The sequence below is a fragment of the Leisingera sp. NJS204 genome, assembly GCF_004123675.1.
In the GTDB taxonomy this organism is placed as follows: Bacteria; Pseudomonadota; Alphaproteobacteria; order Rhodobacterales; family Rhodobacteraceae; genus Leisingera.
In genome coordinates, this window is sequence record NZ_CP035417.1 from 1,447,500 (window position 1) to 1,470,392 (window position 22,893).

Below are 22,893 nucleotides of genomic sequence, written 5' to 3' on the forward strand. Positions count from 1 at the left end.
AGGTAACCCCATGCGCGCATTCGCATCTTACGCCGCTGCAGGCAGCCTTCTGGTTATGGCTGCCTGTTCCCCTCAGGTCCCCGACAGTGCCGCAAACGTCGGCATTGACGGTGATCCGTTTGCACCGCCTCCCGCCGCAGGCGCCACAATTACAGGGGCGCCGCTGGTGCCGCCTGCGCGGGTCTCGACCGAACCCTATCAGGTAAGCCCGGCGCCGCGCAGCCCTGGGTCGGTTGCGGCGGCAGGCACGTTCACCTCGTCTGTGCCGGCCGCTGGCAGCGATGCCGATATTGCCCGCGAAACGGCTGCGGCCCTTGCGGCTTCACAGTCGAATTCCGGGATCGCGCCGCTGCAGGCCAGCCCCTCCAACCCGGCACCGCAGCCGGGCGGCAATGCCAGCATTTCGGATGAGAACGACTTCCAGGCGGTCTCCTCCCGTCAGTCGATCGAAAGCGATGCCGCCCGGCTGGAGCGCCAGCGGGCGCAATACCAGCAGGTGCAGCCGGTGGCAGTGCCGCAGAGGACCGATACTGCCAGTCCCAACATCGTGCGATACGCGCTGAGCACCAGCAACTCCAAGGGTGCCCGTCTCTACAGCCGTGCGGGCATCAACCTGCAGGCCCGCAGCAAGCGCAACTGCGCCGAGTTTGCCTCACCTGATCAGGCCCAGACCGCATTCCTCGACGCGGGCGGCCCGCAGCGGGACCGCAAGGCGCTGGACCCGGATGGTGACGGCTTTGCCTGCGGCTGGGACCCGGCACCGTACCGGCAGGCCGTTCAGAATTGATGGCGCCGGATCAGCGCGGGCCTGATCATCCGGGCGCCATCTGGCACCCCAGCCCGAATTCAGGGCCGCGCAGGGACGGTCTGACACCGTCCCTGATTGTGTTGCATTACACCGCGATGAAAAGCGCGCAGGCCGCACTGGAACGGCTCTGCGACCCGGTTGCCGAAGTTTCCGCCCACTACCTGATCGGATCGGACGGCACCCTCTGGCAACTGGTGGCCGAAGCTGACCGCTCCTGGCATGCCGGGGCAGGGGAGTGGTGCGGCCAGGCGGACATAAACTCCCGCTCCATCGGCATCGAACTGGATAATCGCGGCAATCACCCCTTCAGCGCGCGCCAGATGGCAGCGCTTGAAGATCTGATGCAGGGTATCACGCAGCGCTGGTTTATCGCTCCGGCCGGGGTCATCGGCCATTCCTGCATGGCGCCGGGGCGAAAGGCCGACCCGGGCCCGCGGTTCGACTGGGCCCGGCTGGCCCGCCAGGGATTGGCTGAAGACACAGGGAGCGGACAGCGGCCGCAAGCCTTTACGTTCGATCACTTCCGCAAGGCCGCCCGCAAGGCCGGCTTCACGGCGCCGGCGGATGACGAAGCGCTGCTGGCCGCTGTCCGCTTGCGTTTCCGGCCTTGGGCGCGCGGGCCGCTCTCGCCTGAGGATTTTATTCCGCTTGGCCGGGGCGGCCTCTGAACATGATGTATAGCGAGGCTCTGCCTCGCGCTCCGGGATATTTCTGGCCAGATGAACAGGGGATCCTGTATTCTACTGGCTGCCTATATCCTGGGGTGAATAGGCCGCGAGGCCAAGAGGGGCAAAGCCCCTGCCGTCTGCACTATCTGCTTGACGCCGCCCGCCGATGTTCCTACGCATCCGGCGCGCAGAAGGCTGGACGGCTGCGTGGGGTTCAGGCCCCGCGAGGAAAGTCCGGACTCCATGAAGCAACGGTGCCGGGTAACGCCCGGGCGGGGAAACCCGACGGAAAGCGCCACAGAAAACAGACCGCCCGCCGGACCGGAGGTTCGCCAACGGAGCATTCGGCGGGTAAGGGTGAAACGGTGGGGTAAGAGCCCACCGCGCCGCTGGCAACAGGGGCGGCACGGCAAGCCCCACCGGGAGCAATGCCAAATAGGGCCCCCGCGCAGGCAGGTCCCGGAAACGGGAAACCGCTGCTAGGCACGCTTCAGCCGAGAGGGGCCGGGTTGGCAGCTAGAGGCACGCAGCAATGCGGGCCCCAGATGAATGGCCGTCGAGCCCGGGATTACGGTCCCGGGGGGACAGGATCCGGCTTACAGGCCTTCTGCGCATAATTACCCCCGAATCCTATTGACTTGGGGGCTGGGGCAGGTACAAGCCGGGCTTCAGATAGGAATTTACCGAGAGGCCCCTGCCTTTTCGGACGCAGGAGAAGCACCATGGCGAAGCCGACCACAATCAAGATCCGCCTGAACTCGAGCGCGGGCACCGGCCACTTCTATGTGACCAAGAAAAACGCTCGCACCATGACCGAAAAAATGGTTGTGCGGAAGTACGACCCGGTTGTGCGCAAGCATGTCGAGTACAAAGAAGGCAAAATCAAGTAAGCCTTTCCTTTGGAATGATTTCCGGAAACGGGTCGCGCCTGGCGCGGCCCGTTTTCTTTTGCGCTGGCCTAACACTTCGCGCGGCTGCTTCAAATTCTCGGAAAATGCCGGGCTGTTTCCGCCGCGCGGCCACCTGCCGCGGCACGTTCGTGCCCCAATTCCCGCCTAGCCTTAAACCCGTGGGTTAATGAACAAACGGGTGGATGTGCTGTGAGGGTTTTTATGATTGCGGCTGCGCTGGCAGCGGGCGGGGCGCCGGTCTCCAGCTCTTTTGATGCTGGGATGGCGGTGCCGCCGCCGCCTGCTGTCGAGGCACGGCATCTGCAGGCAGCGTCGCCGGCCCCTTCCGGCGGAGAGCGGGCTGTGGTGGACAAAATCGTGCACCTGCAGGGGCGCAGGCTGGCCTTGTGCCTGGTCCGATCTGGCAGTGCCGGAATGGCGGTTTTAAGCGTCCCGGAGGACAGTGCGGTGCCCAGCCTGCCAGAGATCCCAGCGGCTGAGTTCCTTGGTTTGGTCACAGAGGCCTCCGGCTGCCGCCCGGACGGAGAAGTGCGCAAAGTGTCGAGCCGCCGGGGCACAATCGCCGTCTCCACCGGGCTGGACTGCGCCGCTCCGGGATCCTGACGCCACAGATCTACACTAGGCGCGCCACTCGGCCATAGTCAGCACCGGATCCATTCCCATCCCCTGCATCAGCGCGGCTGAGGCGGTGTTGAAGGGCGCATAAGTGGCTGCAACCACTGTGGCGCCCGCCGCCAGTGCCTGTGCCCTCATCGCCTCGACCAGCGCCTTGCCAACCCCCATCCGGCGCCAGGCTTCGGTCACCGAAATATGGTGCAGCATGGCGCGGGTTTCAGCCGCGCGGATGGGCAGCGCCGGCCGGTTCTGCAGCTCATAGATCAGATAGCCCAGCAGCGCCCCTTGCGGGCTTTCTGCAGCCAGCGCAAAGATGTTCTCTTCCCGCAGCCACTCCTGCAGCCATGCGGCCAGATCAGTGCTGCCAGGGGCCGGTGTGTGGCGCTCTGGCTGATGTGCTGCGTGCAGCGCATGCAGGTCCTGCAACAGCGGCAGCAGACGGTCTGCCTCCACCGCGGGAATCTCGATAATCTTCATGGGGTCATCCCTCTTATTGTTGTTGAAACGAAAAGGGGCGGATCGTTGTGATCCGCCCCTCGCTGACTTTGGAATGTGTTGTACGCTTATTCGCGGTTTCCAAGCAGCTGGAGCAGCATCATGAACATGTTGATGAAGTCCAGATAAAGGCTGAGTGCGCCCATGATGGCGGATTTTGCCAGCCATTCCTGGTCGCCCGAATGGGCCATCTGCAGGTAGTCGTTCTTGATCCGCTGGGTGTCATAGGCGGTGAGGCCCGCAAAGATCAGCACGCCGATCACCGAGATCGCAAAGGCCATCGCCGACGACGCCAGGAAAATATTGACGATCGAGGCCACGATCAGGCCGATCAGACCCATGATCAGGAAGGCGCCCATGCCGGACAGGTCTTTCTTGGTGGTGTAACCGACCAGCGACAGGCCTGCAAAAGCGACGGAAGTGATCAGGAACACCTGCACAATGCTCTCGCCGGTGAACACCAGGAAGATCGAGCTGATCGACAGGCCCATCACGGTGGCGAAGACATAAAACAGCAGCTGGACGCCGGCCGCGGACATGCGGTTTGCGGCAGCGCCGATGCCAAAGACAAAGGCCAGCGGTGCAAACATGACGACCCATTTCAGCGGCGAAGCGTAAAGCGCATGGCCGATATTGGTCAGATATTTATCCGCGCTCAGCTGCGCCACGGCATTAGCCGGGTCCGCAGTGACGGCCAGGCCGGAAATGGCCCAGGCTGCAAGGAAAGTGATGAACGTGCCTGCGGCCATGGTGCCGTAGACCTTGTTCATATGGGCGCGCAGGCCCTCATCAATCTGCGCGGCGCGGGCGCCGGCGGCAGACCGGATGGTGTCGAATTGTGCCATCTTGGGTGGTCTCCGTAAATTACTCCCTTGCTGCCGGCGCACGAGCCGGGCCGCGGCCGGCAGCATTCCCGCTAAATATCGGGGGAACTGCGTTCCGGTTCAAGTATTTCAGGGCAATAAATACATGAAAAACGAGGAAACGGGCCGCCGGCTGGCGGCCCATCTCAAATGCGGGCGTCAAATCGGGCTGCAGTGGTCTCAGCGGGACCAGTGATCCGGCGCGCTCCAGAATCCGCGCCGGGCCTCGGCGTCTGCTTCTGCGCGGGTCACGCCGATGTCGTCCAATGCGCGGGTGTCCAGCTTGGCCAGCTGGCGGCGCTGCGTCCAGACCTTCAGGTGCAAGCGCAGGCGGGCAGCCAGCGAAAGCTGCGGCTTTGCGGCAGGGCGGGGTGTGCAGCGGGAGGAGGTTGCAGGGGTCATGGCGCGGATCCTTCAGTTACGTTTGTGATGCGTCCCTTTTGGGTGATCAATTGTGTTGATGAATATGGCGTCTTGTGGCACATTTTAAAAACGAATGTTTTTGATACAATGCATCAGGTGCTGTGATGATAAGAAATCTCGATATTACCACGCTCCGCTCTTTTGTGGCGGTGGCGGACAATGGCGGCGTGACCCGGGCTGCCGGTTTTCTGCATCTCACTCAATCGGCGGTCTCCATGCAGATGAAGCGGCTGGAGGAGCTTTTGGGTTTAAGCCTTCTGGACCGCTCCGGGCGCACCATTGCGCTGACAGCAGAAGGCGAGCAGATGCTTGGTTATGCCCGCAGGATGGTGGCGCTGAATGACGAAGTGATCGGCAGGCTGACAGACCAGGCCTTTGAGGGCGAGGTGCTGCTGGGGGTGCCGCATGACGTGGTGCATCCGGTCATTCCGCAAGTGCTGAAGCGGTTCAATCTCAGCTACCCGCGGGTGAATGTGAACCTCTGCACTTCCAACACCCGCGACTTGAAGACCGAATTCTCGCGCGGTGCCTTCGACCTGATCCTAACCACGGAAAACGGATCAGGCGAGGGCGGTGAGACGATCCACAGCATGCCGTTGCGCTGGGTCGGCGCGCCCGACGGATCGGTCTGGCGGCAGCGTCCGCTGCGGCTCGGCTTCTGCCGCAACTGCAGTTTCCGCCCCGTGGCCACCGCGGCGCTGGATAAGGCGGGTATCGAATGGGAGATGGCGCTCGACAGCGATTCCGACCGCACCGTCGAGGCAACGGTCAGCGCCGATCTAGCGATTGGTGTGCTGCTGGAGGGCACCCAGCCGGGTTATCAAGAGCTTGTCGAACAGGGCTGCGGCCTGCCGGACCTTCCCATGCAGCACATCAACCTCTATGGGGCCGAGCGCGTGCGCGCACCCTACGTCGAGGAGCTGGCCGAATTTATCCGCCAGGCATTTCAAGGGCTGTGGTCGGCGCCGCTGCGCGCTGCCAGTTGACGCGTTGATGCTCCGGCACCGGGAGGGGGGAAGCGCGGCTCCCTCCCTTGTCTGGTCAGCGGTTGCGGCCCATGGTGATCACCACCTTGCCGGTGGACTTGCGGCTGCGCAGCAGCTCCAGCCCCTCGGCCGCGCGGTCCAGCGGCAGGGTGTGGCTGATATGCGGTTTGATGCGGCCTTCGCCGTGCCAGGTAAACAGCGTCTCAAAGGACCGGCGCACCGCTTCGGGCCGGAATTTCATGTAGCCGCCCAGATAGAAACCGATCACTGTCAGGTTCTTCACCAGCAGGTGGTTGGCCGGAATTTGCGGCACCTCGCCGCCGGCAAATCCCACCGGCAGCAGCCGAGCGCCGGGATTGGCTGCGCGGAAAGCGGCTTTCCAAACATCGCCGCCCACAGCGTCATAAACCACATCGGCCCCGCCCAGTGCTTTCACAGTGCTGCGCAGGTCTTCACCGGCATCGACCAGGTGATCCGCACCGGCAGCGGCAGCAACCTCCAGCTTCTCCTGCCCGCGGGCCTGGGCAATCACCGTCGCGCCCATCAGCTTGCCGATTTCAACAGCCGTCAGCCCGACGCCGCCGGCGGCGCCTGTTACCAGCAGTGTCTCGCCCGGCTGCAGGCGGGCGCAATGATCCAATGCCATGTGGCTGGTGCCATATGCGATCTGCATCGCCGCGGCGTGCTCGAAACTCATCGCATCCGGGATCCGGATCAGTTGGGCTGCGTCAAAAACCCCGGCTTCAGCCAGCCCGCCGGAACCGCCGAACAGCGCGACCCGGTCGCCAGGAGTAAACCCTTTTGTGCCTTCACCCAGTTCCGTCACCACGCCTGCCGCTTCCAGTCCCAGGGTAAAGGGAGGCTCGGGCGTGTCCTGATAGCTGCCCTTCATCATCAATAGGTCGGCAAAGTTCAAACCGCAGGCCCGCAGCGCAACGGCAGCTTGGCCAGGGCCCGGCGGCGGGACGTCTGTTTCAGTCAGCGACGCCGGACGGTCAAAGGCCGGAACTTGAAAAGCCTGCATGTTTTTTCCTCAGCTTCCGCGGGAATCTGTGTGATTCGCCACCTTACACTGGCGGGGTGCTGCGCCTGGCCGCACCTCGCTATTTCTGGGGAGGTACGTGATCGGCAGCCGCTTGGCAACAAAACCTTTAGAAAAATGATACATGAAATCATGCGCTTGAACGTGCGGTCCGCGCACGGGGCGACGGCAGCCTTGCAATCAATCGCAAGGGTTGTACACTTTTGCTCAGAGGTTGAGCTTTGATCGCTCTGATGGGGAACCGTGTTCCGGCAAAGAATTGAAGCCGCCAGAACAGGTTATAGGAACGCAGCGGTCCGGGTTGCAGCCGGATTTTTGGACTTAGGAGAAACGCATGGCTCATCCAGTTGACGTGCATGTGGGAAAGCGCATCCGCCACCGCCGGTGGCTGATCGGCATGACACAGCAGCAACTCGCCGAGCAGGTCGGCATTAAATTTCAGCAAATTCAGAAATACGAGACCGGTGCCAATCGGGTCAGCGCCTCGCGGCTCTGGGATATTTCCGACGCCCTTGAGGTGCCGGTGAGCTTCTTCTTCGAAGGTCTGCAGGAAGAAGGCAAATCCTCGTCGGATAAAGCCTCCGTTCCGGAAGATCTGATGGGCGACAAGGAAGCTCTTGATCTGGTGCGCTCCTACTATGCAATCCCGGAAAACCAGCGCCGCCGCCTGTTTGAGCTGGCACGCGTGCTGAGCGACGTCGCCTGAAATCCTGACGGCGAATGAAGGGTAATAACAAGCGCAAAACCTGCGATGCCAGGGTTTGCGCTTGCAATAGTGCCGGGTGAGTGGCACCCGTATTGGTATGACACAGGCCGCTTTTCCCGATCTTGACGTTGCACACAGGATGGCAGACGCAGCCCGCGCCGCCATCCTGCCGCATTTCCGCACATCTTCGCTGACCGCTGAGAACAAACTCGACGGCGGGTTTGATCCGGTCACGGTTGCGGACCGCGCTGCCGAGCAGGCGATGCGGGCAGTGCTGGCGGAGTTGCGCCCCGATGACGGAATTCTGGGCGAAGAGTTCGGCACCAAGCCGGGGACTTCGGGCCGCACCTGGGTGCTGGACCCGATTGACGGAACCCGCGGTTTCATCAGCGGTACGCCAACCTGGGGCGTGCTGATTGCGCTGTCGAATGAAAACGGCCCGTTCCTGGGGGTAATCGACCAGCCCTATACCGGCGAGCGTTTCTGCGGCGGGCCGGATATTGCTTCCATGACCGGCCCATTAGGCAAAAGACCTCTGCAGACCCGCGCCACTGCGGCGCTGGAAGACGCCATCCTGTTCACCACATTCCCGGAGGTCGGCACAGCGGAAGACCGCGCTGCGTTCGAACGGGTCTCGGCCCGCTCCAAGCTGACCCGCTATGGCACCGACTGTTATGCCTATGCGCTGGTGGCGGCAGGACAAGTGGATCTGGTGATCGAGGCCGGTCTCAACGCTTATGACATTCAGGCGCCGATTGCGCTGATCCAGGCGGCAGGCGGCATGGTCACTGACTGGCAGGGCAACCCGGCTCACAACGGCGGCCGTGCCCTGGCCGCGGCCAACGCGGATATTCACGCGGCTGCGCTGGAACTGCTGCAACAGACGTAAACGGGTTGAAATTGGCGCCCCCGGCTTGTAGTTTTCCCGGCAGGCCGGTTCTTCGCCCGTTTTCCACCGGTCAATCACACATTCCTCTGAAGCGGGCTGTCTTTTGGAGTGTGTGTAAATGACAGAGATCCTGATACAAAATGCCGACACCATCCTGACGATGGATGACACGCGCCGTGTGCTGCACGGCGCTGATGTGCTGATCCGTGGCGGCGTGATTGCCGCAGTGGGGCAGGGGCTGCAGACCAGCGAGGAGGTGATTTCCGGGCGCGGCTGCGTCGTCACTCCCGGGCTGGTCAACACCCATCACCACCTCTACCAGAACCTGACCCGCGCGGTGCCGGGTGCGCAAGATGCGCTGCTGTTCGGCTGGCTGCAGCGGCTCTATCCCATCTGGGCGCAGTTCACCCCGGACGAGATGTTCGTCTCTGCCCAGCTGGGCCTGGCGGAGCTGGCGCTGTCGGGCTGCACGCTCAGTTCCGACCACCTGTACCTATACCCCAATGGCTCGCGGCTGGAGGACACTATCCATGCCGCCCGCGATGTGGGCCTGCGCTTTCACCCGACCCGCGGCGCGATGAGCATCGGCGAAAGCGACGGCGGATTGCCGCCTGACAGCCTGGTCGAGAAAGAGCAGGCCATTCTCGACGACATGATCCGGGTTGTTGATGGCTTCCACGATGCAGGCGAAGGGTCCATGTGCCGCGTCGGCCTGGCTCCATGCTCGCCGTTTTCGGTCAGCCGCGAGCTGATGCGCGATGCCGCACTGCTGGCCCGTGACAAAGGCGTGATGCTGCACACCCATCTGGCCGAAAACGACGAAGACATTGCCTATTCCGAGGCCAAATTCGGCTGCCGCCCCGGCCAGTATGCCGAAGAGCTTGGCTGGACCGGCGATGATGTCTGGCATGCCCACTGCGTGAAGCTCGACGTGAAAGAGATTGACCTTTTTGCCAGAACCCGCACCGGGGTTGCCCATTGCCCCTGTTCCAACTGCCGTCTGGGCAGCGGCATTGCCCCTGTGCGCGTAATGCGGGACGCCGGGGTTCCTGTGGGGCTGGGCGTGGACGGCTCCGCCAGCAACGACATGGCCGGCCTGGCGTCAGAGGCGCGGCAGGCCATGCTGCTGCAGCGGGTTGCCAATGGCGCCGACGCGATGAGCGCTTATGAAACGCTGGAGATCGCCACCCGCGGCGGCGCCGATGTGCTGGGCCGCCCGGATTGCGGCCGCCTGGCACCGGGCAAGCGCGCCGATATCGCGGTCTGGGACACCACAGGCATTGCCTCCAGCGGCAGCTGGGACACCGCAGCCCTGCTGCTGGCCGGTCCGACCCAGGTGAAACACTTGTTTGTCGAAGGCAAGCAGATCATCCGCAGCGGCGAGATCACAACGCTCGACCTGCCGCAGCTGATCGAACGCCACGGGAAACTGGCGCGGGCGCTGGCTTCATCTTTCTGAAAATACTCAAGGCTGAGGCGCATCAGCGCCTCTGCTCAACCGGTCGCCCGCCAATCCAGACCCCGGCAATGGCGCGGTCGTCGCCCATCATGATGGTGGGGAACACCGCCTCCCAGATATCCTCCGCCCGCGCGGACCGCTGCGCGATCGCCGGGGCCGAGGCCAGATCCAGCACCACCAGATCCGCCTCCATTCCGGGGGCGATATTGCCGATCTTTGCCTCCATCCGCAGCGCCGTGGCGGATCCTTGGGTCGCCAGCCACAACAGCTGTGCTGCATGCAGCGGCGTGCCGCGCAGCTGGCCGATCTCATAGGCCGCCGCCATGGTGCGCAGCATCGAAAAGCTGGACCCGCCGCCGGTGTCAGTGGCAAGCCCGATCCGCTGGCCCTCTGCCATCAGCCCTGCCATGTCGAACAGCCCGGAGCCGATAAAGGTATTCGACGTCGGGCAGTGGATCAGCGCCGCGCCAAAGTCCCGCAACCGGTGCCGTTCACGCTCCTCCAGATGGATTGCGTGGCCATAAAGGCCCCTGGCGCCCAACAGTCCGAACTCCTCATAGGTGTCCAGATAATCGCGGGCTTGCGGAAACAACGACCTGACCCATTCGATTTCATCAGTCTGCTCGCTCAGATGCGTTTGCATCAGGCATTCCGGGTGCTTGCCCCACAGTGCACCCATTGCCTCCAGCTGCGCAGGGGTGGAGGTGGGCGAAAACCGCGGGGTAATTGCATATTCCAGCCGGTCCACACCGTGCCAGCGCCCGATCAATGCGTCTGAATCGTCATAAGCCGACTGCGCGGTATCCCGCAGTTCCTCCGGCGCGTTGCGGTCCATGCAGGTCTTGCCCGCAACCACCCGCTGCCCGCGCGATTGCGCGGCCGTGAAAAACGCATCCACGCTTTCGGAGTGAATTGTGCAATAGCTGCAGGCTGTGGTGGTGCCATGTGCGGCAGTCAGGTCCAGATACCTGTTGGCAATTCCGTCTGCATAGGCGCGGTCGCCGAACCGCATCTCCTCCGGGAAGGTATAGCTGTTCAGCCAGTCGATCAGCCGCTTGCCCCAGCTGGCGATAATCGCGGTCTGCGGATAATGCACGTGGGCGTCCACAAACCCTGCCATGATCAGCTTGCCGCTGTGGTCCACGGTTTCCGCCTTTGGCAGCAGCGCCTGCATCTCTGCCAGCGGCCCGGCACCCGCGACCTTGCCGTTTTGCACCGCCACCGCGTCCAGCAGACGGGCCGCGTCTTCGGGCCGGTCCGCGGCAAAGGGAGAGCCGGCAAAAGACAGTACGTGCCCTTTCAGGATGTAATCGGTGCCCATTCTTCCAACCCTTTCCTTGCAAAATGGCTCTTGGCAGGATACCCGCCGCATCAGCTCCGGTAAATTATTCCGATGTCATTGTTTTCCGGTAGCCGCTTCTTCTACTTTGCAGGCAGACACTAATAAAATACCCGGGGGCAACACATGAGCAGCGGCGACAACATCACCGGCGATCTGTCTCAGGACGACTCCTATGACCTGGACCGCAAATTGGTTGCCCGGATTCTGGGTGCGGTGGAGCAGGGCGATCAGCAGGCGCTGACGGATCTGCTCGAAGACCTGCACGCAGCCGACATCGCCGACCTTCTGGAACAGATCGATGCCAGCGACCGGGCGCGGCTGATCCGGCTTTACGACCGTGAGTTCGACGGCGAGATCCTGTCCGAACTGGACGAGTCGATCCGCGAAGAAGTCATCGAGACGCTGAACCCGCTGGTTCTGGCCGACGCGGTCCGGGAGATGGAAAGCGACGATGTCGTCGACCTTCTCGAAGACCTTGAGGTGCCGCAGCAGGAAGCCATTCTTGAGGCGCTTGAAGATGCCGACCGGGTCGCGGTTGAGCAATCTCTGAGCTATCCGGAAAACTCGGCCGGCCGCTTGATGCAGCGCGAAGTGGTGATGGCGCCTGAGCATTGGAATGTCGGTCAGGCCATTGATTTCATGCGCAACTCGGATGATTTGCCAGAGCAGTTCTATCACGTGGTCCTGGTTGATCCGCGTCTGCATCCGATTGGCAATGTCACCCTTGGCCGGATCATGGCTACCAAACGCCAAGTGCCGCTGACCGAACTGGTCGAGGACACCTTTCAGGTGATCCCCGCCGATCAGGACGAGGAAGACGTGGCTTATGCCTTCAACCAGTACCACCTGATCTCGGCGCCCGTGACCGACGCTGAGGGGCGTCTGGTCGGTGTGATCACCATCGACGATGCGATGATCGTGCAGGACGAAGAACACGAAGAAGACATCCTGCGCCTGGCCGGTGTGGGCGAGGAAAGCTCGCTGGCTGACCGGGTGATTGAAACCACCAAACGCCGGTTCCCCTGGCTCGCTGTGAATCTGGTCACGGCGATATTGGCCTCGCTGGTGATTGCGCAGTTTGAAGCAACCATTTCGCAGTTCGTGGCCCTTGCGGTGCTGATGCCGATTGTCGCCTCGATGGGCGGTAATGCCGGCACCCAGTCGCTGACGGTTGCCGTGCGCGCGATTGCCACCCGCGACCTTACCGGCTCCAACGTCTGGCGGGTGATCCGCCGCGAAGTGCTGGTGGGGCTGGTCAACGGGGTGATCTTTGCCATTGTGATGGGTCTGGTGGGCCTCGCTTGGTTCGGCTCGCCGATGCTGGGGGTCGTGATTGCCGTCGCTATGGTGATCAATCTGGTCGTGGCGGGGCTGGCGGGAACGGTGATCCCGGTTCTATTGGAGAAAGCCGGTATTGACCCGGCGCTGGCCTCAGGCGCTTTTGTGACCACGGTGACCGATGTGGTCGGGTTCTTTGCCTTCCTCGGGCTTGCCGCAACTGTTTTGCTGTAGGAGACCGCGATGACGGATCTGACTGAAATCAAGGCCGCCGCCCGCAAGGCCGCCTTTGCCCGCCGCAAGCAGGCGCATGCCCGCAATACTCCAGGTGCCGCAGGCCATCTGTCCGAGGTGCTGGCCGGTTACCGCGGCGTGCCGCTGTCGGGTTTTCTGCCGATCCGCACCGAGATCGACCCGGTGCCCGCAATGGCCGAAGCGGCAGCGCACGGGCCTGTTGGCGTTCCGGTTATCATGGGGGCGGGCCAGCCGCTCAAATTCAGCCGCTGGCAGCCCGAAGGCCCGCTGCGCGACGGCCCTTTTGGCGCCATGGTTCCCGAGGCAGATGACTTTTTCGAGCCTGAGATCCTGGTGGTGCCGCTGGTTGCCTTTGATGCCAAGGGCGGACGGCTGGGTTACGGCGGCGGCTTTTATGACCGCACGCTGGAATTGCTGCGCGGCAAGCGGGCGACGCTGGCGATCGGCTTTGCCTTTGACGCGCAAGAGGCCGAAGACCTGCCGCTGGAACCCACCGATCAACCGCTGGACATGCTGATTACCGAAAGCCGGATCCTGCAATTCAGCCGCTGACGCTGGCCGCGCGACCAAGATTTTTCGAAAAATCTTGGCAAAACTTTTCAGAAAAGTTTTGCGCGCCTGCCGCAGGCCTTGTTCTGCCGTCCGCATCCGCGTACCACGCCCGCATGCGAATTCTGTTTCTAGGCGATGTGATGGGCCGCGCGGGGCGCAGTGCCATTACCGAAAATCTGCGGCGGCTGCGCCAGGACTGGCGGCTCGATTTTGTTGTGGTGAACGGCGAAAACGCCTCCAACGGCATGGGGCTGAGCGGCGAGCACGCCAAACTGCTGCTGGAGGCCGGCGTTGATTGCCTGACCCTGGGCGACCATGCCTTTGATCAAAAGGACATGCTGCAGTTCATTGAGAAGGAGCAGCGCATTATCCGGCCGCTGAACTTTGCCAAAGGCGCACCGGGCCGCGGCTTCCGGCTGTTCCAGGCCCCGGGCGGGCGCAAGGTGCTGGTGGTGCAGGTGCTGGGCCAAGTGTTCATGAAGCGCGCTTTCGATGATCCCTTCGGCGCGGTTGAGGCGGTGCTGAAATCGCACCCCCGGGGCGGGCTGGCACAGGCCATCATTGTGGATGTGCATTGCGAAGCCACCTCCGAGAAGATGGCGATGGGACATTTCTGCAACGGGCGTGCCTCGCTGGTGGTCGGGACCCATACCCATGTTCCAACGGCTGACGCGCAGATCCTGTCCGAAGGCACCGGCTATCTGACCGATGCCGGCATGTGCGGTGATTACAATTCGGTCATCGGTATGGACAAGGCCGAGCCGATGCGCCGCTTCCTGACCGGAATGCCCAAGGCGCGCTTTACCCCTGCAAACGGTGCGGCCACCCTGTCCGGCGTGTTTGTCGAGACTGACGACCGCACAGGTGCTGCCAAGCAGATTCGCATGGTGCGCAACGGCGGCCTGCTGCAGGAGGCCGCCCCCTGACAGAATGCCTTTCCGCCCCGCGGTGCAGCTTGTGGCGGGATGAATTGCCGGTGCAGCCGCGATTTTCCGCATAAATTCCCGAATCCAGGCCTCCGCAGCGGGGCGGGCGCGGAAATTCTTGCTCAGGCCAAGGGTTTCAGGGAAACTGCGCGATGGCGGAGCGTGCAGCAGCGCGCTAAACCCGTCTGAAACAATAAGGCATCGTCACGGTATATGCAGTTTTTCCAACTAGGTGATTCCGGCAGCGCGGTCCTGGCGATAGCCATTGTTCTGGCCATGTTCGTGGCTTTTCTGCGCGAAACCTATCCCACCGAAGTTGTGGCGCTGACCGGCGTTGCAGCAATGCTGGCCACTGGCGTTTTGCCCTACAATCAGGCGTTGCCGGTGCTGTCCAACCCGGCGCCTTGGACCATTGCGGCGATGTTCATCATCATGGGTGCCTTGGTGCGGACCGGTGCGCTGGATGCCTTCACTCAAATCGCCAAAAAGCAGGCTGAGGTGAGCCCCAAGCTTGCGGTTGCCTTGCTGATGGCCTTTGTGGTTGCGGCCTCTGCCGTGGTGTCAAACACGCCGGTGGTGGTGGTGATGATACCAGTGTTCATCCAGATCTCCCGCACCCTGAAGGTTTCCGCCTCCAAGATGCTGATCCCGCTCAGCTATGCGGCGATCCTGGGCGGCACGCTGACACTGATCGGAACCTCGACCAACCTGCTGGTGGATGGTGTTGCGCGGGCGCAGGGCCTGCAGCCTTTCACTATTTTTGAGGTCACGCCGCTGGGCGTGATCCTGGTCATCTATGGCATGATCTACCTGCGCTTTATCGCGCCGCGTTTGCTGCCGGACCGTGACAGTATGGCCATGCTGCTGAGCGACAAATCCAAGATGAAATTCTTCACCGAAGCGGTGATCCCGCCCGAAAGCAACCTGATCGGCCGCGAAGTCACCGGCGTGCAGCTGTTCAAACGCCCTGGCGTGCGGCTGATCGACGTGATCCGCGGCGATGACTCTTTGCGCCGCAACCTCATGGGTGTGGAGCTGCAGGTCGGCGACCGGGTGGTGCTGCGCACCCGGATGACCGAGCTGTTGAGCCTGCAAACCAACAAAGAGCTCAAGCGGGTGGATCAGGTTTCCGCCGTCGAGACCGAAACCGTGGAGGTGCTGATCACGCCCGGATGCCGCATGGTGGGCCGCAGCCTTGGCGCCATGCGCCTGCGCCGCCGCTACGGCGTCTATACCCTGGCGGTGCACCGCCGGAACCAGAACATCGGCGTGCAGCTGGATGACCTTGTGGTGCGGATCGGCGACACCCTGCTGCTGGAGGGGGCGCCCGCCGATATCCAGCGTCTGGCCTCCGACATGGATCTGGCCGATGTCTCGCAGCCGACCCAGCGCGCCTACCGCCGCAGCCACGCGCCGATTGCCGTTGTTGCACTGCTGGGGATCGTTCTGCTGGCCGCCTTCGGCGTGGCACCTATCCTGATGCTGTCTCTGCTGATGGTGTCGCTGGTGTTCGTGACCCGCTGCATCGACGCGGACGAGGCGTTCTCCTTTGTCGACGGGCGGCTCCTGGCGTTGATTTTTTCGATGCTGGCCATCGGCGCCGCGCTGGAAAGCTCTGGTGCGGTTGCCCTGATCGTCAATGCCATTGCCCCCGGCTTGTCGATGCTGCCGCCGTTCCTGCTGGTCTGGGCGGTCTATCTGCTGACCTCTGTCTTGACCGAGCTGGTCTCAAACAACGCAGTGGCTGTAGTCGTCACCCCGATTGCCATTGGCCTGGCCCAGGCCATGGGAGTGGATCCGCGCCCCTTGGTGGTGGCCGTCATGGTCGCCGCCTCGGCCTCCTTTGCCACCCCGATCGGATACCAGACCAACACGCTGGTTTACGGTCCTGGCGGTTACAAGTTCACCGATTTCCTGCGTGTCGGCATCCCGCTGAACCTGACCGTCGGCATGGTTGCGTCCTTGATTATTCCGTTTTTCTGGCCGCTCTGACACCACCGGATGCCCATGGTGATGGCGGTTTTCCGCTTCGCCAGCATTTGTTTACGTGAAATTGTTAAAGCCGGGCCCATATGAAACAGAGAGTATTTCAAGGGGTGGCAAAGTGGATTTCAAAAAACTGTTCCTGATCGCGGTCCTGGGCGGATCAACAGCCATTGTGCTGATGTCGCAGGCCTGGGCGGACCAGCCCCCACAGCCTTCAAAAGTCTCCGCGCAGGCCGCAAAATCCTTGTGAAAGGATTTTGGCAAAACTTTTCCTCAAAAGTTTTAGACCCCGCTACAATGGCCAAAACACCAGGATTGCCGGAATAGAGACGGCAATGACCAGAACCTCCAGCGGCAATCCCATCCGCCAGTAATCGCCAAAGCGGTAACCGCCAGGACCCAGCACAAGCGTGTTGTTCTTATGTCCGATCGGCGTCAGGAACGCCGCCGAGGCGGCAACCGCCACCGCCATCAGGAACGGATCGGGGGATACCCCTAGGGACTCCGCCATCTGAATGCCCACAGGTGCCGCGACAATGGCTGTGGCGGTATTGTTCAGCACATCCGACAGGGTCATGGTCACCACCATCAGCACCGTAAGCACCGCCCAGGCGGGCAAGCCTTCGGTCAGGCCTGTCAGCGCATTGGCAATCAGAGCGGTGCCGCCTGAACTGTCCAGCGCCGCCCCCAACGGGATCATCGACCCCAGCAGCACCACAACCGGCCATTCCACATGATCATAGATCTCCGCCACCGGCAGGATCTTGAAAAGAACATAACCGATCGCCACCAGTCCCAGGGCCACCGGCAGGTAGATCAGCCCGGCCGAGGCCGCCAAAACCGCAGTGGCAAACAGACCGATGGCGGCCCAGGTTTTGTCATTTGCCGTTACCGCCAGCCCGCGCTGCGCCAGCGGCAGGCAGCCCAGCCAGTCGGTCACATCGGCACTGCGCCCGCGCGGGCAAAGCAGCAGCAGAATGTCGCCCGCCTCGATCTCTGCCTGCCGGATATGTTTAGTGATCCGCCGGCCTTGACGGGAAATCCCCAGCAGCACCGCGCTTTGCCGCCAGGCCAGTCCGATCGACTGGGCGCTGCGCCCGCGCACGCGGGCCGCTTCCGGCACCACGACCTCAACCAGCTCCAGCCCGTCGCCTGCAGCGGTCAGCTTTTCCTGCCGGGCGGCGTCGGCAAAATCCAGTTTCAGGGCACTGCGGAACTCATCAAGTGCCTCCGGTTCGGCCTCGATCACCAGCGTATCCCCGTCCCGCAGCGTCGCAGCGCTGGCGCGGCCATAGCGGCGCTTGCCGTCCCGGATCAACCCGATGATCGCCACATCCGCCTTTTCGGCCTCTTCGTCCAATTCGCCCAGCCGCTTGCCGGTCAGCTCTGACCCTTCGCCCACAGTCAGCTCAGCAATATAGGGCGCCAGCTGCGCCTCGGACGCTCCCGCTGCATTCTCCCGCGCGGGGATCAGCCGCCAGCCGATCAGCGCCACAAAGGTAAGCCCAGCCAGCGCCGCGACGCCGCCCACCGGGGCAAAATCGAACATCCGGAACGGCTCTCCCAGCCGCTCCTCCCGGATCGCGGCAATGATGATGTTGGGCGGCGTGCCGATAAGGGTCGCCATGCCGCCCAGAATAGTGGCAAAGGACAGGGGCATCAGGCTCAACCCCGGCGCCCGGCCTGACTTGCGTGCGGTCTGGATGTCCACCGGCATCAGCAGCGCCAGCGCCGCAACATTGTTCATGAAGGCTGACAGCACCGCACCGACCCCGCCCATCAGAGCGATATGACCGCCCAACCCGCGCGCACTGTCCACCAATGTGCGGGTGATCAGAAACACCGCGCCTGACCGCACCAGCCCTGCGGACACAATCAGCACCAGCGCCACCACCAGCGTTGCCGGATGGCCGAACCCGCCAAAGGCATCGCCAGCAGGAACCACCCCCAGCACCACCCCCGCCATCAGCGCCGCAAAGGCCACCAGATCATAGCGGTAACGCCCCCATAACAGCAGGGCAAAAACGGCAGCAAATAACGCAAATAAAACAGCTTGATCATATGTCATCGGGCCAGCTTAACCCCGAAACCCCGCGGAGCAAGGGCCAAGCCGGAGCAGGGTGCTTGAAACCCGGTACCGGCACGGGCTATATGGGCGCCAATTCAGATATTCAGCAGCAAGGATGCACTATGGCAGGCCATTCAAAATGGGCAAACATTCAGCACCGCAAAGGCCGTCAGGACGCTGCGCGGTCGAAACTGTTTTCCAAGCTGGCCAAGGAGATCACCGTGGCCGCCAAAATGGGCGACCCTGATCCCGACAAGAACCCGCGTCTGCGCCTGGCGGTCAAGGAAGCCAAAAGCCAATCTGTTCCTAAGGACGTGATTGACCGCGCGATCAAGAAGGCCGTGGGCGGCGACGCTGAAAACTATGACGAAATCCGCTACGAAGGGTACGGCCCCAATGGCGTGGCCGTCATCGTCGAGGCCATGACCGACAACAAGAACCGCACAGCCTCCAACGTGCGTTCGACCTTTTCCAAGAACGGCGGCAACCTGGGCGAGACCGGTTCGGTCGGCTTCATGTTCGAACGCAAGGGTGAAGTCACCTATCCGGCCTCTGTTGGCGATGCCGACACCGTGATGATGGCAGCAATCGAAGCCGGCGCCGAAGATGTCGAAAGCTCGGAGGACGGCCATATCATCTACTGCGCCGATACCGACCTCAATGACGTGTCAAACGCACTGGAAGCGGAACTGGGCGAGTCCGAGAGCACCAAGCTGGTCTGGAAGCCGGGCACCACCACCGAGCTGGATCTCGAAGGCATGCAAAAGCTGATGAAGCTGGTCGATGCGCTGGAGGACGACGACGACGTGCAGCGTGTCACCACCAACTTCGAAGCGTCTGACGAGGTCATGGCGCAGCTCTAAGCTGCTGCAGCCGCGCAACGATGAAAGCCCGCCGCGCTTCCGGCGGGCTTTTGTTTTGGCGCACAGGCCATCTTTATCGGGCCACCAGTTTCGGGCCACCTGTATGGCGCCACCCGTACCGCTCCGGGCTGCTGCTTCTTTCTGGTCGGAAATACCCCGGGGGTGAGGCCGCAAGGCCGAGGGGGCAGCGCCCCTCCCTGCCGCCGCGCCGGGATCGGTCCAGCTTGCTGTACTTCAGAACATTTCCGCGCGGCAGATACATCGGTATCAGCTCCAAGTGATTCACATAGTCGATCACATAGCAGTAATCCTTGCCGGTTTCTTCCTCGCGGCCATAGTGATACGGCCCGCCGCCCTCGAAATTGAAACACCGTTCCGAGACAGCCGGATAGTCCAGCCCGGCAGTGGCAGGCGATGCTGCCAGCCCCAGGCCCGCAGCAAGTAGATTATGCTCCATGCAAAACGTCCCACGGCTGATGCCTGAAACGCTAGGGGGGATGGTAGAGGCGGCAAGAGAAACCGGTTGCACGGCGGCTGGCCGGTCAATCGGTTACGACACCGCCAATTCGCAGGGCCGTGGCATCCGGTATCCATATCTCCCGGTGGGGGATGGCAAAGACCCTGTTGGCAAACTCGGCGCTCACCCCTTGCTGCAACAGAAAGGCGCGGTCCTTTTCCTGCTCCTTTTCCAGGTTTATCTGCGGCAGACCGCTTTCGAACTGCAAAGCATAGCTGTGAAAGCCAAGCTGCCCGTCCCCGCCAAGGCTGCGCCGGAGCCCGGCTGCGAACATCAATGTGCAGGCCGAAGCACACAGACCCTCTGCACGGGTGGAAAACCCCTGTTCGCGGATCAGTCTGGCGGCGCCACGGGCTTCGGCGATCAGACCGCCGGGACTGGTCAGGGTAATTCGCTGCAGCCCGGGATGCTGGAGGATCATCTGCTCAATCCGCCGTGTCAGGCCAAAGGTGATTTCACCTGCAAAGATCAGTGCGTGGCCGTCATTGGAAACTGTCAGCTTGTAAAGCGCTTCGCGCGCTTGCCGCCGCTGTTCGGCATAGACGGGTTCCTCCTTTGTCCGGGCAATCAACTGGGCGTCCCACCACAGGGTGACCGCCGCGAAACCCGCAAACAGCAGCACCAGATAACCGCCCCAGACCGGCGCCATCGCACCGGTGCTGCGTACATGCGCATCGGCACTGTGCAGAAAGACGCGGGCCTGCCACAGCAGAACCAGCCCGTCCGCCGCCATCAAAGCAAAGACCAGCGGTACCGGCAGGCTGACCCATTGGTTCAGCGCCAGCCAGATCAGCACAACCCCTGCGCGCGGCAGCAGCACCTGCAGGCCGAGGCTGCGGCGCAAGGAGGCTGGCGCCGGCATCAGCCGCACCGCCCGCCGCGGGCGGTACAATTTTCTTGCAAGAAAATTGGCCGGAAAATTCGAATTTTCCGGCTGCCGGCGGTGAGGGCTATTCTACAAATGCTGCAATCTCCTCGAGCGGTTTTTTCAGCTTGGCAACGGAGGGCACCATCGCGTTCTCTGCCGGATGGCCCACGGCGATGATCATCGTCGGTTTTTCCGATGCAGGGCGGCCCAGGGCGCAATTCAGGAACTTCATCGGGTTCGGCGTGTGGGTAAGAGTGCACAGGCCCGCCGTATGCAAAGCTGTCAGTAATACGCCGGTGGCAATATTCACGCTTTCCGGCACATAATAGTTTTTGTAGCGGCTGCCGTCCTCAAAAGCGCCCCAGCGCTGGGCGAAAACCACAATCAGCCAGGGCGCGGTGGTCAGATGCGGCTTGTCCGCATCGGTGCCGATCGGCTCCAGCGCCGTGATCCATTCATCGCCCGCACCGCCCGCATAGAACTTTTTTTCCTCTTCTTCAGCCTCGGCGCGGATCTGCGCCTTCAGCTCCGGATCGGAAATCGCAGCAAAGAACCAGGGCTGATGGTTGGCCCCCGAGGGTGCCGTGCCGGCTGCACGGATACAGGTCTCGATCACCTGCCGCGGCACCGGCTGGCCGGTAAAGTCCCGCACCGAATGCCGCCGCCGCATATGGGCCAGGAACTCTGCTGCTTTTTCCTGCATTTCAGCGTCGGAGTACTCCGCTCGGTCCGGCAAGGGCAGGGGATCATAGCTGAGAGCGTCTTTTGAAAACATCGGCGGGCTTTCCTGTTTAGCTTTGGGTCAAATACTGCCTAGCAGATTTCTGCACGGCGCGGGTCACCTCCGCAAGGGCAGGGGCCATTACCCGCGCCACCTGCCAGGTCAAGGGCACCGGCAGCGTGGTCTCAGGGATCAGTGGCACCAGCCGCCCGCTGCGGATATCGCCGGCGACCATTGCCAACGGATTCATACCCCAGCCCAAGCCGGCCGCGGCGGCATCAATGAAGGCCTGGGTCGAGGGCAGGTAATGGGCAGGCGGCGCCAGCTGCGGCGCCACGTTCCGCTCCAGCCACAGCCGCTGCAGATTGTCCTTGGCATTGAAGATCAGGCACGGAGCGCGGGCGGCAGCCTCCGGTGTCACCCCTGCCGGAAACCAGCGCGCCATGAAGTCCGGGTTGGTGGTTGCCACATAGTCCAGCGTGCCCAGCGGATGGGCGTCAAACCCGGTGACCGGCTTGGCGCTGGCCGTCACCGCAGCAGAGACCTCGCCGCGCTTCAGCCACTCCGCGCTGTGGTCCTGATCATCCACCAAAAGATCGAACAGCACCCCGTCCACCTCGGCCATCGCGTCAATGAACCAGCTGGCCAGGCTGTCTGCATTGACCGCAATCCGCAGCCGCACCGGGCCGTGATCCACCTCCAAAGCCAGTTCCCGCGCCAGCTGCGCCTCCAGCAGGCCGATGTCCTCGGCATGTTTGGCAATCCTGAGACCCGCCGCCGTCCCGGTGCAGGGCGTGCCGCGCCGCACCAGTGCGGTGCCGATGCGGTCCTCCAGCGCCTTGATCCGCTGCGAAACGGCTGATGGCGTCACCCGCAAGGATTGCGCCGCGGCCTCAAAAGTGCCAAGGCGCAGCACCGCGCTCAGCGCCGCCATCTGGCTGGGATCCATCTGCATTAGCAACTCTAATCTGACTTAAGCTTCTTTAACTGGATTAATGGCGTGGCAGTCTCTAGTCAAACCCCAGCACAACGATGGAGACCACCATGCCCCCCAGCCTGCTTGCCGGATTCGCCCTTGGCCTTAGCCTGATCGCGGCGATCGGTGCCCAAAACGCCTTTGTTCTGCGACAGGGGTTGCGGCGCCAGCATGTGTTCTGGATCTGCTTCACCTGTGCGGGATCCGATGCGGTGCTGATCACTGCGGGTGTTTTCGGCTTTGGCTCGCTGGCGCTGGCAGTTCCGTGGTTTGAAAAGGCGATGCGGCTTGGCGGTGCGGCTTTTCTGATCTGGTACGGCGCCCGCGCCCTGCGCAGCGCCTGGCGCGGCGGCGAAACCCTGGACACGGCGGGCGAAGGCGCCGGCGCTGCCCTGCTGCCGGTACTGGCCACGGTGCTGGCGCTGACCTGGCTGAACCCGCATGTCTACCTTGATACAGTGGTTCTCCTTGGCTCGATCTCGGCACAATACCCCGAGCCGCTGGTCTTTGCCGCCGGGGCCACCATCGCCAGCTTCACCTTTTTCTTCACGCTCGGCTATGGCGCCAGCCTGCTGGCTCCGGTCTTTGCCCGCCCGCGCGCCTGGCAGGTGCTGGATGCCATCGTCGGCCTGACCATGTGGGCGATTGCGCTGAAACTGCTGATGATGTGACGAAC

General features: G+C 62.7%; 24 protein-coding genes and 1 other RNA gene. 15 read left to right on the forward strand and 10 right to left on the reverse strand.

All coding sequences use genetic code 11. From position 1 onward, the window contains the following. The first annotated feature begins 10 nt into the window (after positions 1 to 10). The 5 genes from ETW24_RS07110 to ETW24_RS07130 all read left to right on the forward strand — a co-directional run bounded on the left by ETW24_RS07110 (position 11) and on the right by ETW24_RS07130 (position 2,990). A complete protein-coding gene (locus ETW24_RS07110) occupies positions 11 to 787 on the forward strand; it encodes an excalibur calcium-binding domain-containing protein (RefSeq protein WP_129370378.1) in 777 nt (258 codons plus the stop codon). Next, a complete protein-coding gene (locus ETW24_RS07115) occupies positions 787 to 1,476 on the forward strand; it encodes an N-acetylmuramoyl-L-alanine amidase (protein WP_129370379.1) in 690 nt (229 codons plus the stop codon). Before ETW24_RS07110 ends, ETW24_RS07115 begins: the two co-directional genes overlap by 1 nt. Before the next feature lie 187 nt (positions 1,477 to 1,663). Beyond that, positions 1,664 to 2,091: RNase P RNA component class A (gene rnpB, locus ETW24_RS07120), an RNA gene on the forward strand. Positions 2,092 to 2,198: 107 nt separating this feature from the next. After that, the gene (gene rpmG, locus ETW24_RS07125; RefSeq protein ID WP_008554190.1) at positions 2,199 to 2,366 is read left to right on the forward strand and encodes a 50S ribosomal protein L33; all 168 of its coding nucleotides are present in this window, start codon (positions 2,199 to 2,201) and stop codon (positions 2,364 to 2,366) included. 210 nt (positions 2,367 to 2,576) lie between these two features. Next, the gene (locus tag ETW24_RS07130) at positions 2,577 to 2,990 is read left to right on the forward strand and encodes a hypothetical protein (protein ID WP_129370380.1); all 414 of its coding nucleotides are present in this window, start codon (positions 2,577 to 2,579) and stop codon (positions 2,988 to 2,990) included. A 15-nt stretch (positions 2,991 to 3,005) separates the two neighbouring features. Here the strand turns inward: ETW24_RS07130 and ETW24_RS07135 are convergent, their stop codons facing one another. The 3 genes from ETW24_RS07135 to ETW24_RS07145 all read right to left on the reverse strand — a co-directional run bounded on the left by ETW24_RS07135 (position 3,006) and on the right by ETW24_RS07145 (position 4,762). Further along, on the reverse strand, positions 3,006 to 3,479 hold the full coding sequence (locus ETW24_RS07135; RefSeq protein ID WP_129370381.1) for a GNAT family N-acetyltransferase: 474 nt from the start codon (positions 3,477 to 3,479) through the stop codon (positions 3,006 to 3,008). Positions 3,480 to 3,565: 86 nt separating this feature from the next. Next, a complete protein-coding gene (locus ETW24_RS07140; RefSeq protein WP_129370382.1) occupies positions 3,566 to 4,342 on the reverse strand; it encodes a Bax inhibitor-1/YccA family protein in 777 nt (258 codons plus the stop codon). A 198-nt stretch (positions 4,343 to 4,540) separates the two neighbouring features. Continuing rightward, positions 4,541 to 4,762, reverse strand: coding sequence for a DUF1127 domain-containing protein (locus ETW24_RS07145; protein ID WP_129370383.1), 222 nt, complete (start codon positions 4,760 to 4,762; stop codon positions 4,541 to 4,543). A 125-nt stretch (positions 4,763 to 4,887) separates the two neighbouring features. On the opposite strand from ETW24_RS07145, the gene ETW24_RS07150 reads away from it, so the two are divergent. Beyond that, entirely contained in the window at positions 4,888 to 5,769 is an 882-nt protein-coding gene (locus ETW24_RS07150; RefSeq protein WP_129370384.1) for a LysR family transcriptional regulator, read from the forward strand. A 55-nt stretch (positions 5,770 to 5,824) separates the two neighbouring features. Here ETW24_RS07150 and ETW24_RS07155 read toward each other — a convergent pair whose 3' ends face one another. Beyond that, positions 5,825 to 6,793: an NADPH:quinone oxidoreductase family protein gene (locus ETW24_RS07155; RefSeq protein ID WP_129370385.1), complete on the reverse strand. Its 969-nt coding sequence runs from the start codon at positions 6,791 to 6,793 to the stop codon at positions 5,825 to 5,827. Between the two features lie 352 nt (positions 6,794 to 7,145). On the opposite strand from ETW24_RS07155, the gene ETW24_RS07160 reads away from it, so the two are divergent. The 3 genes from ETW24_RS07160 to ETW24_RS07170 all read left to right on the forward strand — a co-directional run bounded on the left by ETW24_RS07160 (position 7,146) and on the right by ETW24_RS07170 (position 9,865). Then, positions 7,146 to 7,517 (forward strand): helix-turn-helix domain-containing protein, encoded by a 372-nt coding sequence (locus tag ETW24_RS07160; RefSeq protein WP_129370386.1) that lies wholly within the window; start codon positions 7,146 to 7,148, stop codon positions 7,515 to 7,517. A gap of 139 nt (positions 7,518 to 7,656) precedes the next feature. Beyond that, positions 7,657 to 8,406, forward strand: a complete 750-nt coding sequence (gene hisN, locus ETW24_RS07165; RefSeq protein ID WP_254695721.1) for a histidinol-phosphatase — start codon at positions 7,657 to 7,659, stop codon at positions 8,404 to 8,406. A 118-nt stretch (positions 8,407 to 8,524) separates the two neighbouring features. Beyond that, entirely contained in the window at positions 8,525 to 9,865 is a 1,341-nt protein-coding gene (locus ETW24_RS07170; RefSeq protein WP_129370388.1) for an 8-oxoguanine deaminase, read from the forward strand. Between the two features lie 22 nt (positions 9,866 to 9,887). On the opposite strand, the gene guaD is transcribed toward ETW24_RS07170, so the two are convergent. Next, a complete protein-coding gene (guaD, locus tag ETW24_RS07175) occupies positions 9,888 to 11,186 on the reverse strand; it encodes a guanine deaminase (RefSeq protein WP_129370389.1) in 1,299 nt (432 codons plus the stop codon). A gap of 144 nt (positions 11,187 to 11,330) precedes the next feature. Between guaD and mgtE the strand changes: the two genes are divergently transcribed. The 4 genes from mgtE to ETW24_RS07195 all read left to right on the forward strand — a co-directional run bounded on the left by mgtE (position 11,331) and on the right by ETW24_RS07195 (position 16,210). Beyond that, a complete protein-coding gene (mgtE, locus tag ETW24_RS07180) occupies positions 11,331 to 12,719 on the forward strand; it encodes a magnesium transporter (protein WP_129370390.1) in 1,389 nt (462 codons plus the stop codon). A 9-nt stretch (positions 12,720 to 12,728) separates the two neighbouring features. Further along, positions 12,729 to 13,292, forward strand: a complete 564-nt coding sequence (locus tag ETW24_RS07185) for a 5-formyltetrahydrofolate cyclo-ligase (protein ID WP_129370391.1) — start codon at positions 12,729 to 12,731, stop codon at positions 13,290 to 13,292. A gap of 113 nt (positions 13,293 to 13,405) precedes the next feature. Then, on the forward strand, positions 13,406 to 14,218 hold the full coding sequence (locus ETW24_RS07190; protein WP_129370392.1) for a TIGR00282 family metallophosphoesterase: 813 nt from the start codon (positions 13,406 to 13,408) through the stop codon (positions 14,216 to 14,218). A 213-nt stretch (positions 14,219 to 14,431) separates the two neighbouring features. Then, a complete protein-coding gene (locus ETW24_RS07195) occupies positions 14,432 to 16,210 on the forward strand; it encodes an SLC13 family permease (protein ID WP_129370393.1) in 1,779 nt (592 codons plus the stop codon). Between the two features lie 286 nt (positions 16,211 to 16,496). Here ETW24_RS07195 and ETW24_RS07200 read toward each other — a convergent pair whose 3' ends face one another. Continuing rightward, positions 16,497 to 18,272 carry an SLC13 family permease gene (locus ETW24_RS07200; protein WP_129370394.1) on the reverse strand — a complete coding sequence of 592 codons (1,776 nt, stop codon included), beginning with the start codon at positions 18,270 to 18,272 and terminating at the stop codon, positions 16,497 to 16,499. 122 nt (positions 18,273 to 18,394) lie between these two features. Between ETW24_RS07200 and ETW24_RS07205 the strand changes: the two genes are divergently transcribed. Continuing rightward, positions 18,395 to 19,135 (forward strand): YebC/PmpR family DNA-binding transcriptional regulator, encoded by a 741-nt coding sequence (locus ETW24_RS07205; protein ID WP_129370395.1) that lies wholly within the window; start codon positions 18,395 to 18,397, stop codon positions 19,133 to 19,135. 73 nt (positions 19,136 to 19,208) lie between these two features. Here ETW24_RS07205 and ETW24_RS07210 read toward each other — a convergent pair whose 3' ends face one another. From ETW24_RS07210 to ETW24_RS07225, 4 genes are all read right to left on the reverse strand, one after another. Next, entirely contained in the window at positions 19,209 to 19,592 is a 384-nt protein-coding gene (locus tag ETW24_RS07210; protein WP_129370396.1) for a hypothetical protein, read from the reverse strand. A gap of 85 nt (positions 19,593 to 19,677) precedes the next feature. Further along, positions 19,678 to 20,514 (reverse strand): hypothetical protein, encoded by an 837-nt coding sequence (locus tag ETW24_RS07215; protein WP_129370397.1) that lies wholly within the window; start codon positions 20,512 to 20,514, stop codon positions 19,678 to 19,680. 88 nt (positions 20,515 to 20,602) lie between these two features. Beyond that, positions 20,603 to 21,295 (reverse strand): nitroreductase family protein, encoded by a 693-nt coding sequence (locus tag ETW24_RS07220; RefSeq protein ID WP_129370398.1) that lies wholly within the window; start codon positions 21,293 to 21,295, stop codon positions 20,603 to 20,605. Positions 21,296 to 21,311: 16 nt separating this feature from the next. Beyond that, the gene (locus ETW24_RS07225) at positions 21,312 to 22,196 is read right to left on the reverse strand and encodes a LysR family transcriptional regulator ArgP (protein ID WP_129370399.1); all 885 of its coding nucleotides are present in this window, start codon (positions 22,194 to 22,196) and stop codon (positions 21,312 to 21,314) included. Between the two features lie 89 nt (positions 22,197 to 22,285). On the opposite strand from ETW24_RS07225, the gene ETW24_RS07230 reads away from it, so the two are divergent. Then, the gene (locus ETW24_RS07230) at positions 22,286 to 22,888 is read left to right on the forward strand and encodes a LysE/ArgO family amino acid transporter (RefSeq protein ID WP_129370400.1); all 603 of its coding nucleotides are present in this window, start codon (positions 22,286 to 22,288) and stop codon (positions 22,886 to 22,888) included. The last annotated feature ends 5 nt before the right edge of the window (positions 22,889 to 22,893 follow it).